This window comes from Micropruina sp., from assembly GCF_047602385.1.
GTDB lineage: Bacteria > Actinomycetota > Actinomycetes > Propionibacteriales > Propionibacteriaceae > Micropruina.
On the sequence record NZ_JASGHL010000001.1, the window covers coordinates 21,298 to 46,479 of the forward strand.

The 25,182-nt window shown below is 69.7% G+C and carries 25 protein-coding genes; 20 read left to right on the forward strand and 5 right to left on the reverse strand.

What is annotated here, in order from left to right; genetic code table 11:
- Positions 1 to 22: 22 nt before the first annotated feature.
- The 3 genes from QM711_RS00110 to QM711_RS00120 form a co-directional block, all read right to left on the reverse strand.
- The gene (locus tag QM711_RS00110) at positions 23 to 1,675 is read right to left on the reverse strand and encodes an ABC transporter substrate-binding protein (protein WP_415095694.1); all 1,653 of its coding nucleotides are present in this window, start codon (positions 1,673 to 1,675) and stop codon (positions 23 to 25) included.
- Positions 1,676 to 1,776: 101 nt separating this feature from the next.
- On the reverse strand, positions 1,777 to 2,820 hold the full coding sequence (locus QM711_RS00115) for a LacI family DNA-binding transcriptional regulator (RefSeq protein ID WP_415095695.1): 1,044 nt from the start codon (positions 2,818 to 2,820) through the stop codon (positions 1,777 to 1,779).
- Between the two features lie 98 nt (positions 2,821 to 2,918).
- Entirely contained in the window at positions 2,919 to 4,484 is a 1,566-nt protein-coding gene (locus QM711_RS00120; RefSeq protein WP_415095696.1) for a glycoside hydrolase family 32 protein, read from the reverse strand.
- Positions 4,485 to 4,922: 438 nt separating this feature from the next.
- On the opposite strand from QM711_RS00120, the gene QM711_RS00125 reads away from it, so the two are divergent.
- From QM711_RS00125 to QM711_RS00160, 8 genes are all read left to right on the forward strand, one after another.
- On the forward strand, positions 4,923 to 5,807 hold the full coding sequence (locus QM711_RS00125) for a ParA family protein (protein ID WP_415096831.1): 885 nt from the start codon (positions 4,923 to 4,925) through the stop codon (positions 5,805 to 5,807).
- Positions 5,792 to 6,085, forward strand: coding sequence for a hypothetical protein (locus tag QM711_RS00130; protein WP_415095697.1), 294 nt, complete (start codon positions 5,792 to 5,794; stop codon positions 6,083 to 6,085). Before QM711_RS00125 ends, QM711_RS00130 begins: the two co-directional genes overlap by 16 nt.
- Positions 6,082 to 6,921 (forward strand): segregation and condensation protein A, encoded by an 840-nt coding sequence (locus QM711_RS00135; RefSeq protein ID WP_415095698.1) that lies wholly within the window; start codon positions 6,082 to 6,084, stop codon positions 6,919 to 6,921. The genes QM711_RS00130 and QM711_RS00135 overlap by 4 nt, the downstream gene beginning before the upstream one ends.
- The gene (gene scpB / locus QM711_RS00140) at positions 6,914 to 7,666 is read left to right on the forward strand and encodes an SMC-Scp complex subunit ScpB (protein WP_415095699.1); all 753 of its coding nucleotides are present in this window, start codon (positions 6,914 to 6,916) and stop codon (positions 7,664 to 7,666) included. Before QM711_RS00135 ends, scpB begins: the two co-directional genes overlap by 8 nt.
- Positions 7,663 to 8,400 (forward strand): pseudouridine synthase, encoded by a 738-nt coding sequence (locus QM711_RS00145; protein WP_415095700.1) that lies wholly within the window; start codon positions 7,663 to 7,665, stop codon positions 8,398 to 8,400. The genes scpB and QM711_RS00145 overlap by 4 nt, the downstream gene beginning before the upstream one ends.
- Complete coding sequence (locus QM711_RS00150) at positions 8,397 to 9,773, forward strand: proteasome accessory factor PafA2 family protein (RefSeq protein ID WP_415095701.1); 1,377 nt, start codon at positions 8,397 to 8,399, stop codon at positions 9,771 to 9,773. Before QM711_RS00145 ends, QM711_RS00150 begins: the two co-directional genes overlap by 4 nt.
- A 116-nt stretch (positions 9,774 to 9,889) precedes the next feature.
- Entirely contained in the window at positions 9,890 to 10,888 is a 999-nt protein-coding gene (locus QM711_RS00155; protein ID WP_415095702.1) for an FKBP-type peptidyl-prolyl cis-trans isomerase, read from the forward strand.
- A 230-nt stretch (positions 10,889 to 11,118) separates the two neighbouring features.
- Positions 11,119 to 11,616, forward strand: coding sequence for a hypothetical protein (locus QM711_RS00160; RefSeq protein WP_415095703.1), 498 nt, complete (start codon positions 11,119 to 11,121; stop codon positions 11,614 to 11,616).
- Between the two features lie 102 nt (positions 11,617 to 11,718).
- Here the strand turns inward: QM711_RS00160 and gluQRS are convergent, their stop codons facing one another.
- A complete protein-coding gene (gene gluQRS, locus QM711_RS00165) occupies positions 11,719 to 12,612 on the reverse strand; it encodes a tRNA glutamyl-Q(34) synthetase GluQRS (RefSeq protein ID WP_415095704.1) in 894 nt (297 codons plus the stop codon).
- A 346-nt stretch (positions 12,613 to 12,958) separates the two neighbouring features.
- Here gluQRS and QM711_RS00170 point away from each other — a divergent pair, with 346 nt between their 5' ends.
- The 11 genes from QM711_RS00170 to QM711_RS00220 all read left to right on the forward strand — a co-directional run bounded on the left by QM711_RS00170 (position 12,959) and on the right by QM711_RS00220 (position 22,936).
- Positions 12,959 to 13,903, forward strand: coding sequence for a helix-turn-helix transcriptional regulator (locus QM711_RS00170; protein WP_415095705.1), 945 nt, complete (start codon positions 12,959 to 12,961; stop codon positions 13,901 to 13,903).
- Positions 13,900 to 14,868 carry a helix-turn-helix transcriptional regulator gene (locus QM711_RS00175; protein ID WP_415095706.1) on the forward strand — a complete coding sequence of 323 codons (969 nt, stop codon included), beginning with the start codon at positions 13,900 to 13,902 and terminating at the stop codon, positions 14,866 to 14,868. The genes QM711_RS00170 and QM711_RS00175 overlap by 4 nt, the downstream gene beginning before the upstream one ends.
- A 119-nt stretch (positions 14,869 to 14,987) precedes the next feature.
- Positions 14,988 to 15,167 (forward strand): hypothetical protein, encoded by a 180-nt coding sequence (locus QM711_RS00180; protein WP_415095707.1) that lies wholly within the window; start codon positions 14,988 to 14,990, stop codon positions 15,165 to 15,167.
- Between the two features lie 38 nt (positions 15,168 to 15,205).
- The gene (locus QM711_RS00185; protein ID WP_415095708.1) at positions 15,206 to 15,469 is read left to right on the forward strand and encodes a twin-arginine translocase TatA/TatE family subunit; all 264 of its coding nucleotides are present in this window, start codon (positions 15,206 to 15,208) and stop codon (positions 15,467 to 15,469) included.
- A gap of 6 nt (positions 15,470 to 15,475) precedes the next feature.
- A complete protein-coding gene (gene tatC, locus QM711_RS00190; protein WP_415095709.1) occupies positions 15,476 to 16,303 on the forward strand; it encodes a twin-arginine translocase subunit TatC in 828 nt (275 codons plus the stop codon).
- Complete coding sequence (locus tag QM711_RS00195) at positions 16,300 to 17,196, forward strand: diacylglycerol/lipid kinase family protein (protein WP_415095710.1); 897 nt, start codon at positions 16,300 to 16,302, stop codon at positions 17,194 to 17,196. The genes tatC and QM711_RS00195 overlap by 4 nt, the downstream gene beginning before the upstream one ends.
- A 235-nt stretch (positions 17,197 to 17,431) precedes the next feature.
- Positions 17,432 to 20,164, forward strand: coding sequence for a DEAD/DEAH box helicase (locus QM711_RS00200; protein WP_415095711.1), 2,733 nt, complete (start codon positions 17,432 to 17,434; stop codon positions 20,162 to 20,164).
- Between the two features lie 247 nt (positions 20,165 to 20,411).
- Complete coding sequence (locus QM711_RS00205) at positions 20,412 to 21,038, forward strand: hypothetical protein (RefSeq protein ID WP_415095712.1); 627 nt, start codon at positions 20,412 to 20,414, stop codon at positions 21,036 to 21,038.
- Complete coding sequence (locus tag QM711_RS00210) at positions 21,035 to 21,619, forward strand: OmpA family protein (protein WP_415095713.1); 585 nt, start codon at positions 21,035 to 21,037, stop codon at positions 21,617 to 21,619. The genes QM711_RS00205 and QM711_RS00210 overlap by 4 nt, the downstream gene beginning before the upstream one ends.
- A gap of 31 nt (positions 21,620 to 21,650) precedes the next feature.
- Positions 21,651 to 22,427 carry an imidazole glycerol phosphate synthase subunit HisF gene (gene hisF, locus QM711_RS00215; RefSeq protein ID WP_415095714.1) on the forward strand — a complete coding sequence of 259 codons (777 nt, stop codon included), beginning with the start codon at positions 21,651 to 21,653 and terminating at the stop codon, positions 22,425 to 22,427.
- 113 nt (positions 22,428 to 22,540) lie between these two features.
- Positions 22,541 to 22,936: an HIT family protein gene (locus QM711_RS00220; RefSeq protein WP_415095715.1), complete on the forward strand. Its 396-nt coding sequence runs from the start codon at positions 22,541 to 22,543 to the stop codon at positions 22,934 to 22,936.
- Between the two features lie 79 nt (positions 22,937 to 23,015).
- Here QM711_RS00220 and QM711_RS00225 read toward each other — a convergent pair whose 3' ends face one another.
- Positions 23,016 to 24,617, reverse strand: coding sequence for a SpoIID/LytB domain-containing protein (locus QM711_RS00225; RefSeq protein ID WP_415095716.1), 1,602 nt, complete (start codon positions 24,615 to 24,617; stop codon positions 23,016 to 23,018).
- Positions 24,618 to 24,800: 183 nt separating this feature from the next.
- Here QM711_RS00225 and QM711_RS00230 point away from each other — a divergent pair, with 183 nt between their 5' ends.
- Positions 24,801 to 25,106 carry a 4a-hydroxytetrahydrobiopterin dehydratase gene (locus QM711_RS00230; protein ID WP_415095717.1) on the forward strand — a complete coding sequence of 102 codons (306 nt, stop codon included), beginning with the start codon at positions 24,801 to 24,803 and terminating at the stop codon, positions 25,104 to 25,106.
- Positions 25,107 to 25,182: the final 76 nt, after the last annotated feature.

Below are 25,182 nucleotides of genomic sequence, written 5' to 3' on the forward strand. Positions count from 1 at the left end.
GCCCCACCGGGCCTGCCGCGCGTCAGCCCTTGGGCTCCAAGGTGGTGAGAATCATCACGGTTCTCGGGGAGCGGGCGCTGAGGCTCGCGTACGGGTTCTTCTCGGTCGGCCAGCCGGTGAAGCGCAGGTCGTTGTAGGCGCCCCACTCGGGTCCCGGGAAGAGCGGGACGACCGGGGCGTCCTCGTTGAACAGCTGCTGCAGCTGGTTGATCGAGTCGACCTGGGCGGCCTCGTCGCTGGTGGCGGCGAACTTCTCCAGCAGCGCGTCGGCCCGAGCGTCGCCGAACCGGTGATAGTTGTCGAAGGTCTTCTTGCCGACCGGCTTCACCGTCTTGGTGCTCATCATCGCCGCGAAGTACTTGTACGGCGTCGGGTCGTTGGGCGACCAGACGATGCCCGAATCGAAGTCACCCTGCTCGTAGCCGGCCACCACCTGAGCCCAGTCGGGGGAGTCGACCTTCATCGTGACGCCGATCGCGTCCATGTTCTGGGCGATCACGTTGGCCACCGCAAGCCAGTCCGACGAGGCCGAGCCGACCGAGAACTTGAACTCGAACGGCTTGCCGTCCTTCAGCTTCCGCTTGCCGTCGGCGCCCTTGGCGTAGCCGGCCTGGTCCAGCATCTGGTTGGCCTTCTCGACATTCAGCTTCGTCCACTCGCAGGTGTCCCGGACAGTCGCATTCTTCCACTTCTCGTAGCTGCCGGACAGTCCGGTGCAGTCGGCCGGGACGGTGTAGCCCGCCATGCCGATCTTGGTCACCTGGTCGCGGTCGACCGCCATGCTGAGTGCCTTGCGCACCACCGGGTCGTTGAACGGCGCCTTAGTGGTGTTCAGCTGCCAGTTGATCATCGACCCCGTGGGCGGGAACCAGTAGTGCCGATGGTTCGGATCCTTGCCGACGAAGGTCTTCTCGATGTTCGGCATGAACTGGTCGGTCCAGTCGACGTCTCCGTTCACCGCTGCCAGGTTGGCTCCGTCGTTGCCTGAGAAGGCCAGCATCTTGATGCCGGCGATCTTCTGCTTGTCGGGCTGCCAGTAGTTGGGGTTCTTGCCGAGCTCGAATGACTGCGCGGCGAACCGGGTGATCTCGGTGTACGGGCCGGTGCCGACCGGCTTCTCGTTGGTGGCCTTCGCCGGGTCCTTGATCTCGGACCAGACGTGCTTGGGAATGATGACCTGCTGACCGAGCTCGAACAACGCCGGCGAGTACGCCTTGGCGAAGCTGAACAACACTTTGCCGCCCTGGGCGGTGATCGTGTCGACGTAGTCGTACCCGCCGAGCAGCTTCTTCTGCAGCTCGAAGGTGTATACGACGTCGTCGGCGGTGAAAGCCTGGCCGTCGGACCATTTCACTCCCGGCCGCACGGTGAACTCGACGCTCTTGCCGTCCGCACCCACCTTCCATTCGGTGGCCAGCCAGGGCGTGGTCTTACCGTCGGTGGGGCTGAAGATGAGCAGCGGCTCGTAGATGGCCTGCTGGGTCATCGGTGCGACGTTCGGAGAGAACGGGTTGAAGTTGCGGGTGAAGGTGCCCATGTCCTCGCGCGGCAGGGTGAGCAGCGCGTCGGAATAGTCCTTGCCACCTCCCGACGGCGCCGAGGGGCTGGGGTTGGACGCGGGCTGGCTGCACCCGGCGAGGGCGAGGGCGCCTGCGGTCAGGGTGACCCCGAGCATGCGCAGAGACTTCCACCGTTGTGGACGTGACATGATGGTTCTCTTCCTCTTCATTCCTGAAGGTGGAGGGTTATGGATTGCTGCCCGGTGTTTGATTGGCGTCAGACCGAGCGGCGTTCGAGCAAGGGGCAGTCGACCATCTGCCGTAGAGCAGGGGTCGGCTGTCCCGTCGTGAGTGCGTCGAGAGTCCGGACGCCGAGGGCGCCCATCTCCTCGAACGGAAGGGCGACGGTGGTGAGCCCCGGCCTGAGATAGGCGGCGATCACCTCATAGTTGTCGAATCCGACGACGGCGACGTTTTCCGGGATTCGCAGTCCACGTTCCTTGATGGCGTCGTAAGCGCCCATGGCCATCCGGTCATTGGCGCAGAAGATCGCCGTCGGCGGCTGGGGAAGGCCCAGCAGCAGCTGGGCCGCCGCGTACCCGCCGTCGGCGGTGGCGTAACCGTCGACGACCAGCTCCTCGGCATGGCTCAGGCCCGCCGCTTCCTGGGCCTCGCGCCAGCCCTGCAGCCGGCCGATGGCCGCCGGGATGGCCGGATCGAGGTTGATCATGCCGATCCGCCGATGGCCGGCCTGGATGAGTCGCTCGGTGGCGCGCCGGCCGCCGGCCACCTCGTCGGGAATGATGCAGGGCAGCTCCCCCTTCTCGTCGAAGCAGTTGACCATCACCGTGGGGAGCTCCCGCAGCAGGTCCGGGACGGCGACCGCGCGATGCCAGGTGGCCGCGTAGAGCACGCCACCCACCCGTTGTTCCAGGAGCTTCTCGACGGCCCGCCGCTCGAAGGCCTCACGGTCGTGCCGGTCGCCCTCTCCCGCGGGGGCGATCAGCAGGAACCTGCGCTGCCGCCAGGCCTCGTCCTGCGCCCCCCGGATGATGTGCGCCGCGAACGGCGCGGTGACGATCTCGGTGACCAGGCCGTACCAGTCGGTGCTCTGGGCCGCCAATGCCCGCGCGCGGGCGTCCGGACGGTAGCCGAGCTGGTCGGCTGCCCGCCGCACCCGCGCCTTGGTGGCATCGGAGACGTTGTCCGCCTGTTCGGTGCCGTTGAGCACGAAGGACACCGTGGTGCGGCTGACTCCGGCCGCGCGCGCCACGTCGCTCATCGTCGCCCGGCTGGGGGTCGAGAGGTTCGGACGGGCCATGGAACTCCACCTTGAGGATCCGAAGGTAACGCGCGTTAGCGAAGCGTAAGCGTGGCGTCCTGGCCGGGTCAAGCCTTTCCGGCGGAACCGTCCGGTATTCACCGGACCCGGATCTCGCGGATGGTGAGTTCTCGGAAGGTCGCTCCACCATCATGGGCGTACAGCCGGATGCGATTATCCCGGGGCAGCGGAAAGACCCGGTGCGAATGCACGTACCGTCCGTCGCCGACGAACAACTCGACACTGGTCCGGTCGACCAGGATGCGCAGTTCGAGACGCCGCGCGGCGGCGTCGAACGGTGTCTGAGACTCGCCTCCGGTCGGGTTCATCGTCGGCCGGCGGTTGATGTAGGCGTATGGGCCGGGCACGTAGGCGCCGACGGCGACGTGGCGTCCGCCGCCCGGGGCGCGACATACCTCGAAGCCCGCATTCGGTTTCACGCCGGACGCCCAGGTCAGCTCGCAGGAGATCTCGTAGGCGGGGGAGGCGATGGCCAGGTCCCTGGTCCCGGACAGCGCGACGTCGCCGAGCCGGTGCGTCCTGGTGACGTAGCGGCGCAACGCCGCCGGCGGCTGGGAGGCGAGGTAGTAGCCGTCGGAGCCCGCGCGCAGGCGCAGTTCGCGGACGATCATGTCGTCGCCGTTGTACCCGTCGGTGAACGAGGTGGGGGTGTTGTGCGGGTAGTCCCAGAAGTTGGCCCAGCCGATGGCGCGGCGCAGGCGCGGATCCTCGCGTCCGGTTCGGTCGTGGTGGGGGTAGGTCACCGCGCCGTAGAAGTCGAAACCCCAGTCCAGCCATTGCGGCTCGGCGGCGTCCGGGGTGAAGCGGGTGCCGTCGAAGCTGCCGACCCAGTAGGCATACGTGGCGGGCAGGCCGCGGCCCTTGCCGTTGGCGCTGGTGCCCAGCACCCAGTGCGAGGTGCCGTCCTGGGCGGTCATCTGGAAGAGGTCCGGGCACTCCAGAACGCCGATGTCGCTACGCTCGAAGCCCCCGACGTAGGTCCAGGACTTGAGGTTCGGCGAGGCATAGAAGCCGAGCTTGTGGCCCTCGGCGTTGATCAGCAGCCAGCGCTTGCGGGGCGCGTCCCAGATCACCTTGGGATCGCGGAAGTCCGGTGTCCCCGGGTTCGGCAGGACCGGTGCCAGGCCGCCCGATCGGAACGACCGGCCACCGTCGGTGGAGTACCACAGGAACTGCGCCTGCTTGCCCTCCGGCGCCTGGGTGACCAGCGCCACGATGGCGCCCTTTCCGTAGCCGGCGGTGCCGAGGGTGTCGACGACCAGGCTGCCCGACCACAGGTCGCCGTTGGCGTTGGTGTTCTTGGGCAGCGCCACCCCGCGGTCGCGGAACGAGAGGTGGTCGCGGGTGCTCGCCAGCCGCCACGCGGTGCCGCCACCGCCGGTGAGGTAGTCGGCGTTGTAGAGGTAGTAGTAGAGGTACCGGCCGTCGACGTAGATCGGCCGTTGCGGGTCGTTCTTCCAGTTGTCCGGCACGCTGAAGTGGTACTCGGGCCGCAGGCTCGGCGTCCGACCGCGACCGGAACCGGGGCTGCCGGGGGACGCCTGGGCGGTCTCGGCACCCAGGCCGAGCATGGCACCGCCGAGGGTGGCGCCGCCGGCGCCGATCAGGAGGGCGCGCCTGGACGCACCGGTCGTTTCACTCATTTCTGGCCCTTCTCGTCGAACTCGGGGGGCTGATTCTGAAATTCGCTGCACGGTCGAAGAAATAGCGTGACCGTGCCCGACGCGGCCCAATTCAGGACAACGCCGACTGTGCGATGTGGCGAGCTGAATTCGACGACGGAGTCGAACCGAACGGCACACGCATCGATGGGTAACGCGCGTTACTAACGTGTCGCCTACGGTAATCAACGGGTCGCGGAGATGTCAATGGCTCCGGTGCGGATCTCGGCGGCGGGTCCCGGACGGACAGCTGGGGGGTGGGCGTCGCGCCGGTGGTCTGGCGACGAGCGGGTCGCCGGTAGGACGGGCAGGGATCGGCGCCGGCCCGGCGCGTCCGCCCGCCGGCGGGAGCGGAGGGCATTAACCTCTTTGTCGACACTTGGAGGCTTCGTGACCGACACCAGCACTGAATCCCCGGCCCTGTTCGAGGCCGCGGCGGATGCCGTCCCCGAGCCCGGTCCCGTCCTGGGTGCGACCGGACGACCGTGGCCCGATCTGCCCGAGCCGGCACCGCCGGCGCAGGGCCAGCGCCGCGCGTTGATCGTGGCGATGTGCAACCAGAAGGGCGGGGTGGGCAAGACCACCACCACCATCAATCTGGGCGCCGCGCTCGCCGAGACCGGACGCCGGGTGCTGCTGGTCGACTTCGACCCGCAGGGCTCGTTGTCGGTCGGCCTGGGCATCAACCCGCACACCCTCGACACCAGCATCTACAACCTGCTGCTCACCCGCGACTACGACGTCCACGAGATCATCACCGAGTCGGTGGTCGAGGGGCTGGACATCCTGCCGGCCAACATCGACCTGTCCGCGGCCGAGGTGCAGCTGGTCTCCGAAGTGGCCCGCGAGCAGACCCTGAAGCGGGTGCTGACCCAGGTGCGCGCCGAGTACGACATCATCCTGATCGACTGCGCGCCCTCGCTCGGCCTGCTCACCGTCAACGCGCTGACCGCCGCGGACCGGGTGATCATGCCGCTGGAATGCGAGTTCTTCGCGCTCCGCGGCCTCGCCCTGCTCAACGACACCATCGGAAAGGTGCAGGACCGGCTCAATCCCGAACTCGAAATCCTCGGCATTCTCGGCACCATGTACGACGCCCGCACCGTGCACTCCCGCGAGGTGCTCGAACGGGTCGTCCAAGCGTTCGGCGACAAGGTCTTTCACACCGTCATCCGGCGCACCATCAAATTCCCCGAGACCACCGTCGCGGGCGAGCCGATCACCACTTACGCCAGCAGCTCACCGGGTGCTGCCGCCTACCGGACGCTGGCGCGGGAGGTGCTGCAGCGATGCCCCGGCGCGTAGCACTACCCGGCGCCCAGGAACTCTTCCGCGCCACCGAACCCGCCAACGGGGCCGACCGGCGGCACTCCGGACGGGTCAAGCACGACGAGAAGATCACCGTGTACGTCAGCGCCGAAGAACTGCTCGCCCTCGAGCAGGCCCGGCTCACCCTCCGGGCCCGGCACGGCATCGCGGTGGATCGCGGCCGGATCGTCCGGGCCGCGGTCGCGTTGGCGGTGGCCGGCCTCGACCTGAACGGCGAGGAGTCCGACCTGATCCGCCAGCTCGACGTCTCGTGACGCTGACCACTCCGGACGCCATCCCCGGCTTCACCGTCCGGCTCGCCAACTTCGAGGGGCCCTTCGACCTGCTGCTGCAGCTGATCTCGCGGCACCGGCTGGACATCACCGAGGTGGCGCTCTCGGTGGTCACCGACGAGTTCATCGCCTATCTGAAGGCCGGTCAGGAGCAGCAGGGCCCCGGCCGTTGGGACCTGGAGCAGATCAGCCAGTTCATCGTGGTGGCCGCCACCCTGCTCGACCTGAAGGCAGCCCGGTTGCTGCCCCAGGGCGAGGTCGAGGACGCCGAGGACCTGGCCCTGCTCGAGGCCCGCGACCTGCTCTTCGCCCGGCTGCTGCAGTACCGGGCGTTCAAGGAGGTCAGCCGCTGGATCGCCGCCACCCTGGCCACCGAGGATCGGCGGTTCGCCCGTCCGGGTGGTCTGGAGGAGCAGTTCAAGGCGTTGTTGCCTGAGCTGACGTTCACCGCGACCGCCGACCAGCTGGCCTGGCTGGCGGCCCGGGCGTTCACCCCGCCGGAGGCGGAACAGGTCTCGCTCAGCCACCTGCACCAGGCCCAGGTCAGCGTCCGGGAGCAGGCCGAGATCGTGGTGTCGGCGCTGCGCGAGCGGGGCTCGCTGAGCTTCCGCGAGCTGACCGCGGACGCCGGGGAGCGGCTGGTCGTGGTCGCCCGCTTCCTGGCCCTGTTGGAGTTGTTCCGGGAACGCGCCGTTTCCTTCGAACAACTCACGCCGCTGGGCGAGCTGCGAGTACGGTGGGTCGCCGGCGACGCGGACGCCATCGAGATCTCCGCCGAGTTCGACACCGAGCACACCCAGGAGAGCGCCGATGACTGAGCCGTCGCGGGCCGTCGATGGGGCGCCGGAGGCGGCGCCCCTGCCCGGCTTGGAAGACGCCGCGCCTGGTCCTGGCGACCCCCAGGCCATCGCCGGACCGCTGGAGGCACTGCTGCTGATGGCGACCGAGCCGGTGCCGAGCGCGGAACTCGCGCAGGCCGTCCGGGCGCCGGTGGGCGTGGTCGAGCAGGCGCTGCACGACCTGGCCGACTTCTACGACCAGACCGGACGCGGCTTCGAGCTGCGCAATGTCGGGGGCGGCTGGCGCTACTGGACGCGAGCCGAGCACGCCGACCTGATCGGATCCTGGCTGATCGAGGGCCAGCACGCCCGGCTGTCCCAGGCGGCGCTGGAGACCCTGGCGGTGGTCGCCTACCTGCAGCCGATCTCGCGGGGCCGGGTGTCCGCGGTGCGGGGAGTGAACGTGGACGGCGTATTGCGCACCCTGGTCACCCGCGACCTGGTCCAGGAGGTCGACCGGGACGCCGAGACCGGGGCGATGCTGTTCGGCACCACCGGGGGTTTCCTGGAGCGGCTCGGCCTGGCCAGCCTGGACGACCTGCCGCCGATCGCGCCGCTGCTGCCGGACGCCGCCGTCCTGGAGGCGGAACTGCGCGCGTCCTCGCTGGTCGAGACCGAGACCCCGTTGGTCGAGCTTGTCGAGACCTCGGACGAGGTGGTTTCGACAAGCTCAACCAGCGCGGGCTCAACCAACGAGACAACGGACGAGGAGACCACCCGATGAGCGACGACGAGGGGATCAGGCTGCAGAAGGTGCTGGCCGCGGCCGGTCTGGGCTCGCGCCGGCACTGCGAGCAGCTGATCGAGGACGGCCTGGTCGAGGTCAACGGACGGGTGATCGGCGAGCAGGGCGTCCGGGTCGATCCGCTGCGCGACGTCATCCGGGTGGACGGCGCCCGCATCCCGCCGCCGCGCCGGCACCTCTACCTGGTCTTCCACAAGCCGCGCGGCGTGGTGTCGACGATGGACGACCCGCAGGGCCGGACCACCATCTCCGACTATCTCGGCCGCCGCGCCAACGAGGGGTTGTTCCATGTCGGCCGGCTGGACACGCCCACCGAGGGCCTGCTGCTGATCACCAACGACGGCGACTTCGGGCAGCGGATGACGCATCCTTCGCACGAGATCAGCAAGACCTACGTGGCCGAGATCGAGGGTGTGATCGAGAACGTCACGCTGCGCAAGCTGAGCCGCGGCATCAAGCTCGAGGACGGCCCGGTCCGTCCCGACACGGTGAAGCTGATCCAACGCGGCGGCACCCGCAGCATCGTCCAGGTGGTCCTGCACGAGGGCCGCAACCGGATCGTCCGGCGGATGTTCGAGGCGGTCGGCCACCCCGTCCGGCGACTGAGCCGGACCGCGGTCGGGCCCGTCCGGCTGGGGCAGCTCAAGGTCGGCGAACTGCGTGAACTGACCTCCGACGAACTCGGCGCACTGCTGGACCTGGCAGGGCTGTGACCCGGCCGCGGATCGTCGGGGTCGAGACCGAGTACGGGCTGGTCGCCCGCAAACCGGACGGCGGCCGCGGCGTCCGGCTGAGTGGGGGAGAGGCCGCCCAGCGGCTGTTCGCTCCGCTGGAGCGCGAGTACGCCAGCTCGAACGTGTTTCTGGCCAACGGCGGCCGGCTGTACCTCGATGTCGGATCGCATCCCGAGTACGCCACCCCCGAGTGCGCCGGCCTGGCGGACTTGCTGGTCCGCGAGCGCGCCGGCGACGACCTGCTGGTCGGGCTGGCGCAGCAGGCCGAGGCCGACGGCGCGGCGTCCGGCGAGCCGATCCGGTTCCGGCTGCTGAAGAACAACGTGGACGCGCACGGTAACTCCTACGGCTGCCACGAGAACTACAGCATCGCCCGCTCGCTCGACCTGCCCGGGTTGGCCGCGGCGCTGACGCCGTTCCTGGTCACCCGGCAGATCCTCTGCGGCACCGGCCGGTGGAGCCCGGACGGCTTCGCGATCAGTCAGCGCGCCGAGGTGCTGCACGACGAGCTGTCCTCGATGACCACCCGGACCCGTCCGCTGATCAACACCCGCGACGAGCCGCTGGCCGATCCGGCCCGGTTCCGCCGGCTGCATGTGATCTCGGGGGACTCGAATCTGTCCGAGCCGTCCGCGGCGCTCAAGGTGGGATCGCTGCTCGGGGTGCTGGACGCCTTCGAGGCGGCCGTCGCTGGCACCGGGCCCGCGCTTCCCGAGCTGGTGTTGGCCGATGTCGGCGGCGCACTGCGGGCGGTGGCTCGTGACCCGCGTGCGGTGCTGACACTGGCGTCCGGTCGCACGATCGGCGCGCTCGACGTCCAGCGCGAGTACCTGGCGGCTGCTGGCGACTCACCGGTCGCCGCGCGGTGGGAACGGGTGCTCGATCTGATCGAGAGCGGCCGCGAGGACGAACTGGACGGCGAGGTCGAGTGGGTGACCAAGCGGGCGCTGCTGCGCCGGTACGCCGCGGCTCGCGGGCTGTCCTGGAGCGATCGGCGGCTGGCTCAGGTCGACCTGGCTTTCCACGAGCTCACCCGCGCCGCCGATGGGACGCCGCACGGCCTGTTCCGGCTGCTGGAGGCGCGCGGCGCGGCGTCCCGGTTGACTGATCCGGAGGTCGTCGAGCGGGCGCTGACCGATCCGCCGTCCGACACCCGGGCGGCGTTGCGCGGACGGCTGATCGGCGCGGCGCGTTCGGCGGGTGTGCGATACAGCGTGGACTGGGTCCAGTTCACCGCGCACGATCCGGCGAGTCCGGCCGGCGACCGCAGCCTGACCCTGCCCGATCCGCTGGCTGCGGCCGACCAGGCGGTCGAGGAGATGCTGGCCGCGCTGACGGCCACCGTCGGCTGAGCTGGTCGAAGCCACCGGCTGCGCCCCGGCGAGCTGGGTCTCGCAAGCTCGACCCGCGGAGCAGAGCGGGTGGGCAGTGCCCGATGCGGGAGGGTGGCGTCGACTACAGTCGGGGGGTGCCATTCGCCGTTACCAAGACCGCAGCCGCCGCCGTCAGGTGCTCAGCCCTGCTGATCCTCACTGCTTGCGGGCAGTCCGCGGCGCCGTCGGCCTCGCCTGCGTCGGCCTCGCCGTCCGCATCCGTTTCGCCATCGGCCTCGCCGTCCGCGTCCCCGACCGCCAGCATCAAGCCGTCGAACAGCCTGGACGCGATCACGGTGAAGAACCCGAAGTTCGGTGCGAAGCCGACGATCACGGTCAAGTCGCCCTGGGCGATCGACCAGACCCGGGTGAAGGTGATGACCGAAGGCAAGGGTGCGGTGGTCAACCCGTCCTACCTGTGGGTGCACTACACGGGCGTGAACGGCCGCACCGGCAAGGTCTTCGACACCAACTTCGGCAAGCCGGCGACGATGATGCCGCTCGATCAGGTGGTGGTCGGCTTCAAGAAGGCGCTCGAGGGTAAGAAGGTCGGCTCTCGGGTGCTGGTCGCGATGCCCGGCTCGGACGGCTACGACTCCAGCGGCGGCAAGGGCGACATCAAGGTCGGCGACACCCTGATCTTCGTCGTCGACATCACCGAGACAGTGCTCGGCGGACCCACCGGCACGGCGATCACGCCGCCCGCCGGGCTGCCGACGGTCACCGACAAGGACGGCAAGCTGGCCATCACCATCCCGAAGGCGGACCCGCCGGCGAAGATGGTGGTGCAGCCGCTGACGACCGGCACCGGACAGAAGGTGACCGCCAAGGACGTCATCGCCGTGCACTACCTCGGGGTGTCCTGGAAGACCGGCAAAGTGATCGAGGACAAGACCGGCGCGATCGACGGCGGCCTGCTGTCCAGCACCATCCCGGGCTGGCAGAAGGGCCTGGTCGACAAGAAAGTCGGCCAGCGCGTGCTGCTGGTGCTGCCCGCGGCCGACGGCTACCCCAAGGGCAGCAACAACCCGCCCGTTGAGGCCGGTGACACCGTCGTCTACGTCGTCGACATCCTTTACGCCGCCGCCCAGTAGCTCTCTCGCCGGCCGGGCATGACGATCCTGGTCGTGCAGCGGCGCCGTGGTCTCGACCCGCTCGGCCAACGAACGACCAGTGGTTTCGGCGCCCGGAAGCGCTCACCCATCGTCCCCAGGAGCCGGTGGTAGGAGTGCGTACCGTCCCGGTCGTATCGATGTAGCCTCTCGCGCCTTCTTGGAGGGCACTGGACGCCTGACCCCGGCGTCCTCGATCGAGGGGAACATCGATGACCACCACCTCCACCCCACATCGGCTGACCCGGCTTCTGGTCGCACTGGTGATTGCGCTCGCGGGCGCGGTCGGCTCCAGCGTGGTCAGCGCGTCGCCGGCGTCCGCGTTGTGCGTCAGCCAACCGATGGTGGGCAACTGGCACAGCACCGATCCGAACACCCGCTCGCTGACCCGGGTGAACGTCGGATTCGTCTGCGGTGACGTCCGGTTGTGTGACACCAACGGCAACTGCACCGGCGGCGAGAGCTACTTCACCGTCCGGCCGTTCGGCAAGTGCTCGCCGACCGACTGCGACTGGGGCACCAAGCGGGCCACCACGATGAGCGACGGCTGGCAGCGGGCGACGTACACCTACAGCTGGTCCACCAAGTACGTGTGGGTGAAGACCTATGTGTTCAGCGGCGTGACCTACCTGCGGGTCTACACCTTCACCGACTTCACCGCGGCCGACGGTCGCACCGACTACACCACGGATCAGTGGATGCTGAAGTGATCCCTGGCCTGACCTTCGTCGGTTGAGCTTGTCGAGCCCCGAACCTGTCTCTGGCAAGGGGCTTCGACAAGCTGACCCGCGGGCAGTGCCGATCAGGGCTGCTTATCGCTCCGCAGAGACCACCCACGGTGCGCGTGGGACGAGCGCCGGATCGAACCGCTCCAGCAGGATCGCGGGCGTCACGGGCTCATCCGGGCCGGCCAGGCCGAGTGACTGCGCCAGCCGAGTGAGCACCTGTGCCGCGGTAACCCCCGCGCAGCAGAGGTCGGTGAGGGTGACCGCGCCGTCCCGCTTGGCCAGGCGCTGGCCGGCCGCGTTGACCGCCAATGGGATGTGCGCGTAGCCGGGCACGGCACCGCCGAGCCGGCGGGTCAGCCAGGCCTGCCGTGGTGAGCTGGTGAGCAGGTCGTCCCCGCGGACCACCTGGTCGACGCCTTGGGCGATGTCATCGACCACCACGGCCAGGTTGTAGGCGGCGACGCCGTCGTTGCGGACCACCACGAAGTCGTCGACCACGCCGGTCACCGCACCCGCCCACAGGTCGGTCACCGTCTCGACGGCGGCGTCCGCCCGCACCCGGATCGCCGGCGGACGGCGTCGGCGCCGCTCCGATCGCTCGGGCTCGGTCAGGTCGCGGCAGGTTCCCGGGTAGGGCCGGTAGCCGTCGGAGTGCGGGGCGGACGCCGCCTCGGAGATCTCGCGGCGGGTGCAGAAGCACTCGTAGGTGTCCAGCCGGCCCACCGCCGCCGGGTAGCTCGCCAGCCGCTCGGACTGCCACACCGGCTCGCCGTCGAAGTCCAACCCGATCGCTTGGAGGTCGTCGATCTGCCGGGCAGCCACTTGCGGAGCCGCCGTGACCCGCTGGGTGTCCAGGTCCTCGATGCGCAGCAGGAAGCGCCGGCCCGAACTGCGGGCCAGCAGCCAGGCGACCAGCGCCGTCCGCAGATTTCCCAGATGCAGGTCGGAGGTGGGGGAGGGTGCGAACCGGCCGGCCATGGGCCCGATTCTTCCGCATCCCGATCGACCCGCAACACGAGATCTCTGCACTCGACGACCGTCCCGCGGCGCGCTGAGGCACGGGCACCTCAACGAGTGCAGACATTTCGTGTGCTCCCTCGTGCGACCGGGTTCCTTTGGGAAGCGCTGATCAATCATGTCCCGGCTGCGGCGCACTCGGCGGGCGATCTGCGGCCCCCAAATCTTGCGCCGTACGTCCGGTACGCCCCCACGATCTGGGGGCCGCAGCTCATCCCACCGAGCACGTCCTCGCTCGGAACAGCATTGATCAGCACTTCCCTTGGTAGCCTCGCGGCGCAGGAAACATCCAGCGGCAGGAGGTCCGATGGCGCCACGTAAGTCCGAGCGCATCATGAACCTCGCGATCTGCCTGCTGATGGCCCGCCGCTTCCTGGACCGGAACCACATCCGCGAGGTCGTGGACGGCTACGCCGGGCTGTCCGATGCCGCCTTCGAGCGCACCTTCGAACGCGACAAGGACGATCTGCGCGCGATGGGCGTCCCGGTGGAGACGGGCAGCAACTCCACCCTGTTCCCGGACGAGGTCGGCTACCGGATCCGCCGGCAGGACTTCGAACTTCCGCCGATCGACTTCACCGCCGCCGAGGCGACCGCCCTCGGCCTGGCCAGCCAGGTCTGGGGGACGGCCGCGCTGGCCGAGCGCACGGTCAGCGCCCTGGCCAAGCTGCGCGCCGCCGGAATCGACCCGGACGCCTCGCGGGTGCCCGGCAGCAGTCCCAGCATCGGCGCCAAGGAACCGGCCTTCGAAATGCTCTGGCAAGCCACGATGACCCGAACCGCGGTCGCTTTCGAGTACCGGGACATGCACCGCGAGGTCGAGCCGTGGGTGCTCACCTACCGGCGCGGCTCCTGGTACCTGGTCGGGTTGGACCGCACCCGCGGAGCCCCACGGATGTTCAAGCTGGCACGCATCTCCGGCGAACCCCAAACGATCGGGAAGCCCGGCGATTACCGCCTGCCCGAGAGCGTCGACCTCGCGGAGCTGACCCGCAGCCTCGAGCCGGCGCCGGCCGCCGCGGACGCGGTGGTTGCGATCCGCGGCGACGCCGCTCCCGACCTGCGCCGGCGCGGCGTCCGGACCGAGCATTACGCGCCATTGCCGCCGGGGTTCGCGGCCTGGCGCGTCCCCTATGCCCGGGAGCGTGACTTCGTCAGCGAGGTCTGCGGGCTCGGCGCCGCCGTGCTGGTGCTCGAGCCGTCCGCGCTCAGGCGCCGGGTGATCGACCGGCTCGAGCGGGTGGCCCGATGAAAAGCACCTCGGTCGAGCAGGTCTCCCGGTTGCTCGCCCTGGTGCCCTATCTGCAGGCGCATCCGGACGCCGACCTGACCGAGACCGCCGAGCGTTTCGGCGTCACCCCGCGCCGGCTGCTGGCCGACCTCGAGGTGTTGTGGTTCGTCGGGCTGCCGGGCGGATTGCCGGGAGACCTGATCGACATCGACATGGACGCCGTCGCGGAGCAGGGCCGGATCAGCCTCAGCAACGCCGACTACCTGGCGCGTCCGATGCGGTTCACGATCGAAGAGGTGACCAGCCTGATCGTGGCGCTGCGAGCCGTCCGCGAAGTGACCGGCGGACCGGCCGGCGAGGCGGTGGACTCGGCGCTGGCGAAACTGTCGAAGGTGGCGGGTGCTCAGGAAAGTGCCCGGGTCGGTTTCGCGGTCGCCACCTCCGAGGGTGCGGTGCGGGACCGGCTGGCCGGCGCGATCGCGGACGGCCGCGCCGTCCGACTCAGCTACGACGGCCTGACCAGGGCCGAGACCACGACGCCGGTGGTCGAGCCGCATCGGCTGAGCGTCCGCGACGGCTACGTCTACCTGGAGGGCTGGAGCCGGGACCGGAGTGCCTGGCGCACGTTCCGGCTGGATCGGATCACCTCCGTCGAGCCTACTGAGGGCGGAGTGGCCGACCGCGGCGAGCCGCCCGAGTTCGACGGCGGCTGGCTCGAAGTGCGTCCGGAGGCAGCACTGGTCACCCTCACCGTCACCGACGCCGCACGCTGGATCAGCGAGTACTACCCGGTCCGTTCGGTGACCCGGTCCGGGCGTGGCTGGCGGGTGGAACTGCTGGTCGCCGATCCGGCATGGCTGCGTGCGCTGCTGCTTCGGCTCGGACCCGAGGTCCGCTCGGTCGATCCGCCGGAGGCCGCGGAGTCGGCCCGTGCGGCGGCGCGGGAAGCCCTCGAGCTCTACGCCGAGACCGCTCCGGGCGGGTAGCCAGGCCCGCGCGGCACGCACGTCCGTGGACTGACTCTCAGCGGTACGAGGGACAGAGCACCACAGACCGCGGTCGCGCCCGGTCGGCGGCACCTCCCGGATCAGTTAGTCTCAGGGTCATGATCTGGGTCTGGATCTTCCTCGGCATCGGGCTCGCCGGGCTGATCACCATGACGTCGTACGCGGTGTGGCTCGCCCACAAAGCGTCCGACCTGTTCAGCGAACTGCAGATGCTGGGCAAGCGCGCCGAGGAACTCGCCGACCTGGTCTCACAGGTGAAAGTCCCCAGCACTGAGTAGACTCACCGAGTTACTCACAACGAAGGAGCGCATAGAGCATGTTCGGCCTGCCCGGCGGTATGGAATGGGTCATCCTCGCGATCATTGCGCTACTCGTCTTCGGCGGCAGCCGGCTCGCCAGCGCGGGCAAGAACGCGGGTAAGGCGATCCGGGAGTTCAAGGAAGAGACCTCCTCGCTGAAGAAGTCGGATGCCCCCCCGGCCGTCCCGCCGGCGCCGCGCCTGCAGCCCGAGGGGACCGTGCACGAGGGCGAGATCGTCGATCCTGAGGAAGACGGGAAGGGTAAGGGCCAGCCGGCCTGATCCCCAGTGGCGCGACGCCTCAGCTTCGGGTGGCTCAAGCCGCCCCGGACCCCGCCGGACGGGGTGATGTCGCTCGGCGACCACCTTCGTGAACTGCGCTACCGCGTGCTGTTCTCGCTGGTCTGGATCGTGCTCGGCATGATCGTGATCGCGGTCTTCTACAACCAGGTCTACACGTTCCTCGCCCAGCCTTGGCTGTACGCCCGGGACATCCTCAGCCAGACCAATCCCGAACTCAGCACCCAGATGGTGCTGTCCGGCGTGACCACACCGCTGTCGCTGGCGCTGAAAATCTGTGGTGTCGGTGGCCTGGTGCTGGCCTCACCGATCTGGCTGTACCAGGTCTGGGCCTACATCGTGCCGGCGTTGCTGGCGAAGGAGAAGCGCTGGGCGCTGACCTTCCTCAGCGTGGCCCTGCCGCTGTTCCTGGCCGGGGTGACGGTCGGCTACCTGGTGTTGCCCCAGGGCATCTCGGTGCTGATGTCGTTCACCCCCGAGTCGGTGCCGATCACCAATCTGATCGAGATCGACAAATTCCTTGAGCTGATGCTGCAACTGATGCTGGTGTTCGGCCTCGGCTTCCTGATGCCGGTGGTGGTGGTTGGCGCGAACCTGGTCGGCGTGGTAAAGGCGGCCCAACTGGCCAAGGCTCGCACCTATGTGATCTTCGGCTGCTTCGTTTTCGGCGCCGCGGCCACCCCGTCGACCGATCCGTTCTCGATGCTCGCGCTGGCGCTCCCGATGTCGCTGCTGTTCATCGCCGCCGAGGTGATCTGCCGCTTCAACGACAGGCGGAAGGCCCGCAAGGCGGCCGCGGAACTCGCGGCTCCATGAGCAGCGGCGCGCGTCGCGTCGACCTGGTGGTGAATCCGACTGCCGGACGGGGGCGCGCCGGACGCGTGTTGCCGAGGATCGCGGACGCCGTCCGCTCCGCGCTGCCGGCCACGCAGGTGCGGGTGGTCGAGGCCGAGGATGTCGGCCACGCCGAGGAGGCCTGCCGGGAGGCGGTGGCGCGGGCGGACGCGCTGCTGGTGATGGGCGGCGACGGCATGGCGCATCTCGGACTCAACGCCTGCGCCGGCACGGAGGTACCGCTCGGGGTGCTGCCGGCCGGTACCGGCAACGACCTGTGCCGCGGACTGGGGTTGCCGCTGCGGCTGCGGGACGCCGTCCCGGCGATCGCGAGCGGCGGCGTCCGGTCCGTCGACCTGGCCAGAGTGACCAAGCCGGACGCCGGTGAACGCTGGGTGGGTTGCGTGGTGTCCACCGGGTTCGACTCCCGGGTGGCGCTGCGGACGGCTGCCCTGCCGTTCTCGTTCGGCCCGATCTCCTACGCCCTGTGCGCCCTCGCCGAGCTGCGCACCTTCACCCCGCTGCGCTATCGGCTGATCGTCGACGGCGTCCCCCGCGAGTTGGACGCGATGGCGGTCTTCGTGGCGAACGCCGAGTTCTTCGGCGGCGGCATGCGTGCCGCACCCGGCGCCGACGTCCACGATGGGCTGCTCGACGTCACCGTGATCGGACCGATTCCGCGGCGAACGTTGCTGCGCCTGCTGCCCACTCTGTACACCGGCGGCTTCGTCACGCACCCCGCGATCGAGCGGTTCCGGGCGTCCGAGGTGGTGCTGGACGGCGACGGGCTGATCGGTAGCGGCGACGGTGAGGAGTTGGGCGACGTCCCGTTGCGGGTGGCAGCGGTACCCGACGCCCTGCACGTCCTCGGATGACCAGGGACGGTTCTTTCGGTTCGAATTCCGCACCTCCGGGGACGGTTCTTTCGGTCCGGAAGTGACCAAGAGAACCGTCCCTGGTGACCAGGAGAACCGTCCCCGGTGACCAAGAGAACCGTCCCCGGTGACCGGGAGAACCGTCCCCGGTGACCGGGAGAACCGTCCCCGGTGACCGGGAGAACCGTCCCCGGGGTTCGGCGGTCGATCCCAGCGCCACGGTAGGTTGGCGGCGATGAACACCGACACCGGGACCTTGTTGCGAGCCTTCGCCTCCGGCTACGGCTTTCCCTTGGACGCCTACCAGCTGGAGGCCTGCCGGCACGTCGAGGCGGGCTCCGGTGTCCTGGTCGCCGCGCCGACCGGGGCCGGCAAGACGGTGGTGGGAGAGTTCGCGGTGTTCCTGGCGCTGCAACGTGGCACCAAGTGCTTCTACACCACCCCGATCAAGGCGTTGAGCAACCAGAAGTACCACGACCTGATCGAGCGGCACGGCGCGGCCAACGTCGGGCTGCTCACCGGGGACGTGACGATCAACGGTGAGGCGCCGGTCGTGGTGATGACCACCGAGGTGCTGCGCAACATGATCTACGCCAACTCGCCGACGCTGCGTCGGCTGGGCTTCGTGGTGATGGACGAGGTGCACTACCTGGCCGACCGGTTCCGCGGCGCGGTCTGGGAAGAGGTGATCATCGGGCTCGCCGAGACCGTCCAGGTGGTGTCGCTGAGTGCCACGGTGAGCAACGCCGAGGAGTTCGGGGCCTGGCTCGACGAGGTCCGCGGCGACGTGAAGATCGTGGTCTCCGAGCGGCGACCGGTTCCGCTCTTCCAGCACGTGATGGCCGGACGCCGTCTCTACGACCTGTTCGCGGACGAGGCCCCGACCGCAACGCCGCTGCCGGCCGGCCAGGTGGACGTCAACCCGGAACTGCTGCGGCTGGCCAAGGAGGAGTCCCGCAGCGTCCGCGACGACTCTCGCACGATGCGCAACCGGCGCACCCGCAACGCGATCGAGAGGCGGCAACCGCGCTCGTCTCTGGTGCCGCGCCGGGACGCGACCGTCGAACGATTGGACGCCGAGGGCCTGCTGCCGGCCATCTTCTTCATCTTCAGCCGGGCCGGCTGCGACGCGGCCGTCGGCCAACTGATGCATTCGGGGCTGCGGCTCACCAACGCCACCGAGCGACGCGAACTCGAGGCGATCGCGGCCACCCACATCGCCGGGCTGGCGCCGTCCGACCTGGACGCCCTCGACTACGGCAACTTCCTCGCCGCCTTCCGCAACGGCATCGCCGCCCACCACGCCGGGCTGCTGCCGGCCTTCAAGGAGTGCGTCGAGGAGGCCTTCGTCCGCGGCCTGGTCAAAGTGGTGTTCGCCACCGAGACCCTGGCGCTGGGCATCAACATGCCGGCCCGCAGCGTCGTGCTGGAACGCCTGGTCAAGTACAACGGCGAGACCCACGCCCCGATCACCCCCGGCGAGTACACCCAGCTGACCGGACGCGCCGGGCGCCGCGGCATCGACGTCGAGGGCCACGCGGTGGTGCTGTGGCAGACCGGGATGGATCCGCGCGCTGTCGCCGGCCTGGCGTCGCGACGCACCTATCCGCTGCGGTCGTCGTTCGCGCCCACCTACAACATGGCGGTCAACCTGGTCGGATCGGTCGGACGCGAACGCGCCCGGGTGCTGCTGGAGCAGTCGTTCGCCCAGTACCAGTCCGACCGCGGGGTGGTCGGCCTGGCCCGTTCGATCGCCAGGGCCAACGAGCAGATCGCCGCCCACCTTGCCCAGGCCGCGTGCGACAAGGGCGATTTCACCGAGTATGCGAGGCTGCGTGCCGAGATCTCCACATTGGAGGCCGAGGCGGCCCGCAGCCGCAAGGCCGACCGGCGCGCCGAGTCGCTCAGCGTGCTGCTCGAGTTGCGCCCCGGCGACATCCTCCGGGTGCCGTCCGGACAGCACACCGGCTGGGCGGTGGTGGTCGATCCCGGGCTGGCCAAGGGCGACCCGAGTCCGATGGTGATGACCGAGCAGCGCCAGTTGAAGAGACTGTCGCTGGTCGATTTCCCGACCCCGCCGCTGGTGGCCGGACGGATGCGGGTGCCGAAGCACTTCGACCCGCGGCAGCCGGCATCCCGGCGCAACCTGTCGGCCGCGTTCCGCTCCAAGCTGGCCGAGATCGACCTCAGCCAGCCGCGCTACTCACCGGCCGCCATGGACGAAGACGTGGCCGCTCGCATCGCCGACCTGCGCGCGAGGGTGAAGGCGCACCCCTGCCACGGCTGCCCGGACCGGGAGAACCACGCCCGCTGGGCTGAGCAGGCACTGCGGCTGGAACGCGAGAGCGCCGGCCTGCAACGCCAGGCCGACCGCCGGACCAACACCATCGCCGTCCGGTTCGACCGGATCTGCTCGGTGCTGGAATCGCTCGGCTACCTGACCGAAGGCGGCGCCGAGGTGACCGACGCCGGCCGCACCCTGGCCCGGATCTACGCCGAACTCGACCTGGTCAGCGCCGAATGCATCCGCGCGGGCGTGTTCGACGCATTGTCCGCGCCGCAACTGGCGGCGGTGCTGTCGTCGCTGGTCTTCGAGGCCCGCGGCGGCGACCGGCGGCGTCCGCCCCGGATGCCCGACCGGACCTCCGAGTCAGCCCAGCAGGAGGTGCGTCGGGTCTGGCGCGAGGTCGGTCTCACCGAGCGCGACCACCGACTGGAGCGCGGCCCCGAACCCGACATCGGCTTCGCCGAGTCGATCCACGGCTGGGCGTCCGGGCGGCCGCTGGGCGACGTCCTGGACGAATCCGGTCTGACCGCTGGCGACTTCGTCCGCTGGGCCCGGCAGGTCGTCGACTTCGCCGGCCAGATCGCGCAGGCCGCTGGACCGGGCCCGCTGCGCAGCACCTGCCGCGAGGTGGTCGACCGAGTCCGCCGTGGCGTGGTGGACGCGGCCCCGCTGGAGGACTGACACGCTTCGCCGGCCGAGTAGGGCTGACGCGAACACACCGCCCGGACAGATCAACGTGATGTGAATCTGGGCACCGAACTCGGTGCCCAGATTCACATCATCTTGTCGAACCCACGCCGCCGAAGCTGCCGAGCCATCCATCGGCGGGTTGCCGACGTCGCTGAACTGAGATCTGCCATTCGGACGGCGATGGACCGGCCCGTCACCCGCCGGGTTAGGGTCGTCCGAAGCCGACCTGAGGAGTCCCATGCGCCGCACCGTCCTGATCGTGTTCGCCCTGCTCACCTGCGCGGGTTGCACGCTGCCGGGAGGCGGCGGCCAGACCAGTGCGCCGCCCACGCCGAGCACGGCAGCATCGACGCAGCCTTCAGTTGCCACGACGACGCCGCCGGCGGCGCCGCCGACCCCGGACGCGGTACTCGCTTCCCGCGCGACGAGCTACGAGGGCACGAAGGCGAAGGTCGACCTCAACCAGGTGGTGGTGACCGGGGACGTCACCACGATCACCTGGACCCTGACCAATCTCTCCGGCAAGGACTCGCTTCAGCTGGTCGGGGGCCTGTACAAGGACACCGGCGTCTTCAGCGACCGGCTGGTTGCCACCGTGCCCGGCTCCGACAAGGACGTCGAGAACGACCTCAGGGTGGCTGACGGGGTGTATCTGATCGACACGGTGAACAAGCGGCGATACCTGCCCGCCCGCGACTCGGCTGGGGTGTGCCTGTGCTCGGAGACGCCGCGCTGGGAGACGCTCAAGCCGGAGGCGGCGATGGCGTTCTCAGCGACCTACCGGGCGATCCCCGCGGGCGTCGACACGGTGAATGTGGCGATTCCCGGGGTTGGCACGTTCGTCAACGTCCCGGTGCAACGATGAAGCGGTGGGCGTTGCCGCTGACGGCTTTGAGCCTGCTGGCGGCGGGTGCGACCGGGACGGCCTACGCCGAGACCACGTCGCCATCTCCGTCCCCGACGTCGCCATCTCCGTCCTCGTCGTCCGCCTCCCCGTCGCCCTCGGCGTCCGCGGCCGCCGACCCCTTTGTCCGGGACTTCGACGGCCAGGTTCGGGACATCACCTTTCCCGAGGCCAACCTGGACGGGTCGGTGACCGAGACCGGTGCCGAGATCATGCTCAAGGCGGACGTGTTCTTCGCCTATCGCAAGGCCGACCTCAACGCCAAGGGCGCGGCGGCGCTCGACCGGGCGGCGCAGCGGCTCAAGGATCTCGGGGCCACCAAGGTGCGGGTCGCCGGCTACACCGACAGCAAGGGGTCGAAGTCCTACAACCTGCGCCTCGCCACGCGCCGGGCCGAGGCCGTCCGGTCGGGTCTCGCGGCCCGCCTGCCCGGCCTGAGCTACGCGGTCAAGGGCTATGGCGAGAGCCGTCCGGTGGCCAACAACTCCACTGAGAGCGGACGGGCGCTGAACCGCCGGGTCACCATCACGGTCACCGGCTGACCAACCGGCGATCGCCGCTACCCTGAGCGGCATGAGCGTCGCGATCCGGGTGATTCCGTGTCTGGACGTCCACGACGGCCGGGTCGTCAAAGGCGTCAACTTCCTCAATCTGCGCGATGCCGGCGACCCCGTCGAACTGGCCGCCGCCTACGGTGACCAGGGCGCCGACGAACTCACCTTCCTGGACATCTCCGCCTCGTCGGAGGGCCGGGCGACCACCTTCGACATGGTCCGCCGCACCGCTGAGACGGTGTTCATCCCGCTGTGCGTCGGCGGGGGAGTCCGTGGCGTCGGCGATGTGGACGCCCTGCTGCGTACCGGTGCCGACAAGGTCGGCATCAACACCGGCGCGATCAGCCGTCCGGCCGCGATCGACGAGATCACCGCCCGCTTCGGCAACCAGGTCTTGGTGCTCTCCCTGGACGCCCGCCGCGAAGCCGGGCAGCCGTCCGGCTTCGGCGTGACCACGCACGGCGGTCGCAAGCCCGCCGGCCTGGACGCGATCGCCTGGGTCAAGGAGGCCGTGGATCGCGGTGCCGGCGAGATCCTGCTCAACTCGATGGACGCAGACGGCACCACCGCCGGATTCGACCTGGAGATGATCGAGGCCGTCCGGAAGGTGGTGGACGTCCCGGTGATCGCCTCGGGTGGGGCAGGCACCGTGGAGCACTTCGTCGACGCCGCCCGCGCCGGTGCGGACGCGGTGCTCGCGGCGTCCGTCTTCCACTACGGCACCCTGAGCATCGTCGAGGTCAAGCAGGCGCTCGCCGGGGCCGGTTTCCCGGTCCGGCTCCCGGTCGGGAGTTGATTCGGTACGAGGGGACGGTTCTTTCGGTCCACAAGCACCGCCAACGGACCGAAAGAACCGTCCCCGGCGTTCCATCCCGAGGGGCGGTGCCTGTCACCGGCTAGATTCCGGGCATGGCCTGCCTGTTCTGCTCGATCGTCGCCGGGGACATCCCCGCCCGTCGGATCTACCAAGACGACCGTGCGGTCGCCTTCCTCGACATCAACCCGTGGAAGCGCGGACACACCCTGGTGATCCCGCGCCGGCATGTGGACGACGTCCTGGACGCCGACGAGGCGCTCACCGAGATCGCTCCGGCGATCGCGTCGACGTCGCGGCTGTTGGTCGAGCGGCTGGGTGCCGACGGACTGAACCTGCTGTCCAACGCCGGTGCGGTGGCCGGCCAGGAGGTGTTTCATCTGCACGTCCACCTCGTCCCTCGTTACGCCGACGACCCCGGCCTGCGGACCCTGTTCGACCGGGACCCCGGTATCGACCTGGATGAGACCTATACCGCCCTCGCCGGCTAACTCATCCGAGAAGGTCCGGCAGGGAACTCGACAGGCTCGATCCCCGGTCACAGACTCGACCGACCAGGATCAGCCTTCCTCAGCTGGACGAGACGGTGCACGACCCGCTACTCGGGCAGCTGATCGTGCCCCGCTGGAATTCGGCACTCAGGCCATCGATCCCAGGGGCCACGTCCGCGACCGGGAAGCCGAGCTTTCCGGACGGCCCGCCGGCCTTGGCGTAGGCGAGTGCGACGGCCCCGGTCAGCAGGCGCGAGCCGGTGGCTTTCGACCAGTACAGATCGCCGCCCTCGAAGCTGGCGAACAGTCCGCCGGCGACAGCCACCTCGCTGGCGTCGGGGCCGCCGAGGCGTCCGGTGGTCCCGCCGAGGTCGCCCTGCCACCGGTCGTGGTTGCCGGTGCCGGGCTGCAGCCCGCCGAACGCCGCGAAGAGGCGCTCCTTCAAACCGAATTTGCTCTTGAACGAGCCTCCGGTGACCCGCACCGCGCCCTTGCTGCCGCTGATCACCACCTGCTCGGCGCGTCCGCCCCAGGGCCCGTTCCCATCGCGGGTGGTCACCTGGACGCCCCGGAAGCTGCCGATGCTGGGATAGGCGGCCTGGATCTGCGCCGACGTCAGCCACTTCGACCATTTCGGGTTGCGCATCCGCGCGTCGTATGGGTCCGGCTTGGCGACCAGGTACGAGGTCCCGCCGTCGGCGCTATGGCCGCCGTTGCTTGACGAGAACATCGTCAGCGCGATGCCGGATCCGGTCCGCAGCACCTCGTTGCTGGTCGCCGCGACCGCCTTGTCGCCGCCGGTGCTCTCGTCGTCCTGGCCGCCGTAGACCTGGCAGGCGGCGGTGTCGCAGATGTCGTAGCTGGACGCCCGCGGGCTGAGCTGGGCGCGCGCGGCGTACGACCGGGCGGCCACTGACTGCGCCTGCACCGCCTCGCTGTGCCATGAGGTCGGCATCTCCCGCGGGACGACCCCGCGCAGATAGTCCTCCATGCCCACCGTGTTCACCGTGCGGGCACTGGACTCGTAAAACCGCAGGGCGACCTTGCCGCGGTAGTCGCGATCCTTGCCACTGGGCATCCGCACCTTGACGATCGCGCGTTTGGGATTGTCGAAGGTCCAGACCCGGCCGGTCCGGGCCAGTGCGGTGCTGCGGGTCACCCAGGCGCCGGAACCGTTCAGGTACTGCAGGACCCGTGCGGCACCCGCGCGCTTGATCCGCCACTGCCGGTACGTCGATCCGTTCGGCAGGGTGTAGCTGCGACCCGCCGAGTCCCGTACCCGCAGGCCGGTCTCCGGCATGACGTTCAGCACGCCGTCGGTGTCGGCGGTCAGCCAGACCCGGATCGTGTTGCCGGACTTCAGCTTTCCGAGCGTGGTGCCCGGGTAGTAGAAGGCGAGAATCTGCTGGTGGGATCGGCCGGACGCCGCGGCACCCCAGGCGCCGTACTGCGACATGCCCTTGCCGTGGCCCCAGCCGGCGCCGGTGATCACCACGGTTGAGTTCATCGGCGACACCAGATCGTCGGCCATCGCCGGCGGCGGGGTGAGCGCGATTCCGGTCGTCGCGGCCGCGACCACGACCGACATCCAGCGCCGGACGCGCCGAGCCGTGCCGGCGCTTCCTCGATGGGGAACCGTGGACGGCTCGGTGGACGGGTTGGCGGCGCGCAGCAACGACATCGCGATACCTCGGGGGGTGGGGTACGGGGTGGTCCGGTCATCCTCACCCGGGGGCTGGCCCCGACACAACACGGAGCCGGTCAACTCGCAACCCGCACCTGAGATCTCCCGCGGCACGGCGTCCGCCCGGACCCCACCGGATCTCGGCAACCGCGGGCTTCGCCGGCACGGCAGAATGGCGGAATGAGACTCCTCGCCGACGACGAGATCGCCCGGCAGCTGGCCGGCCTGCCCGGCTGGCGCCGCGACGGTGACAGCCTGACCGCCGTCATCGAAGCCCCCGGCTTCCCGGCCGCCATCGCGCTGGTGGACGCCGTCGCCGAGGAAGCGGAACGGCTCAACCACCATCCCGACATCGACATCCGTTGGCGCACCACCCGCTGGCGGTTGAGCAGCCACGACGCCGGCGGCATCACCCAACTCGACATCGAGCTGGCCCACCGGATCGTCGAGTGCGCGGACGCCGTCGGCGCCCGGGTCGCCGGCTGACCCCCGGCGTCCGGCCCGACCCGGCCGGACCCGGTCCGTCCCGGAAACTTGGTCCGTATCGTGGAAACGCCCGTCC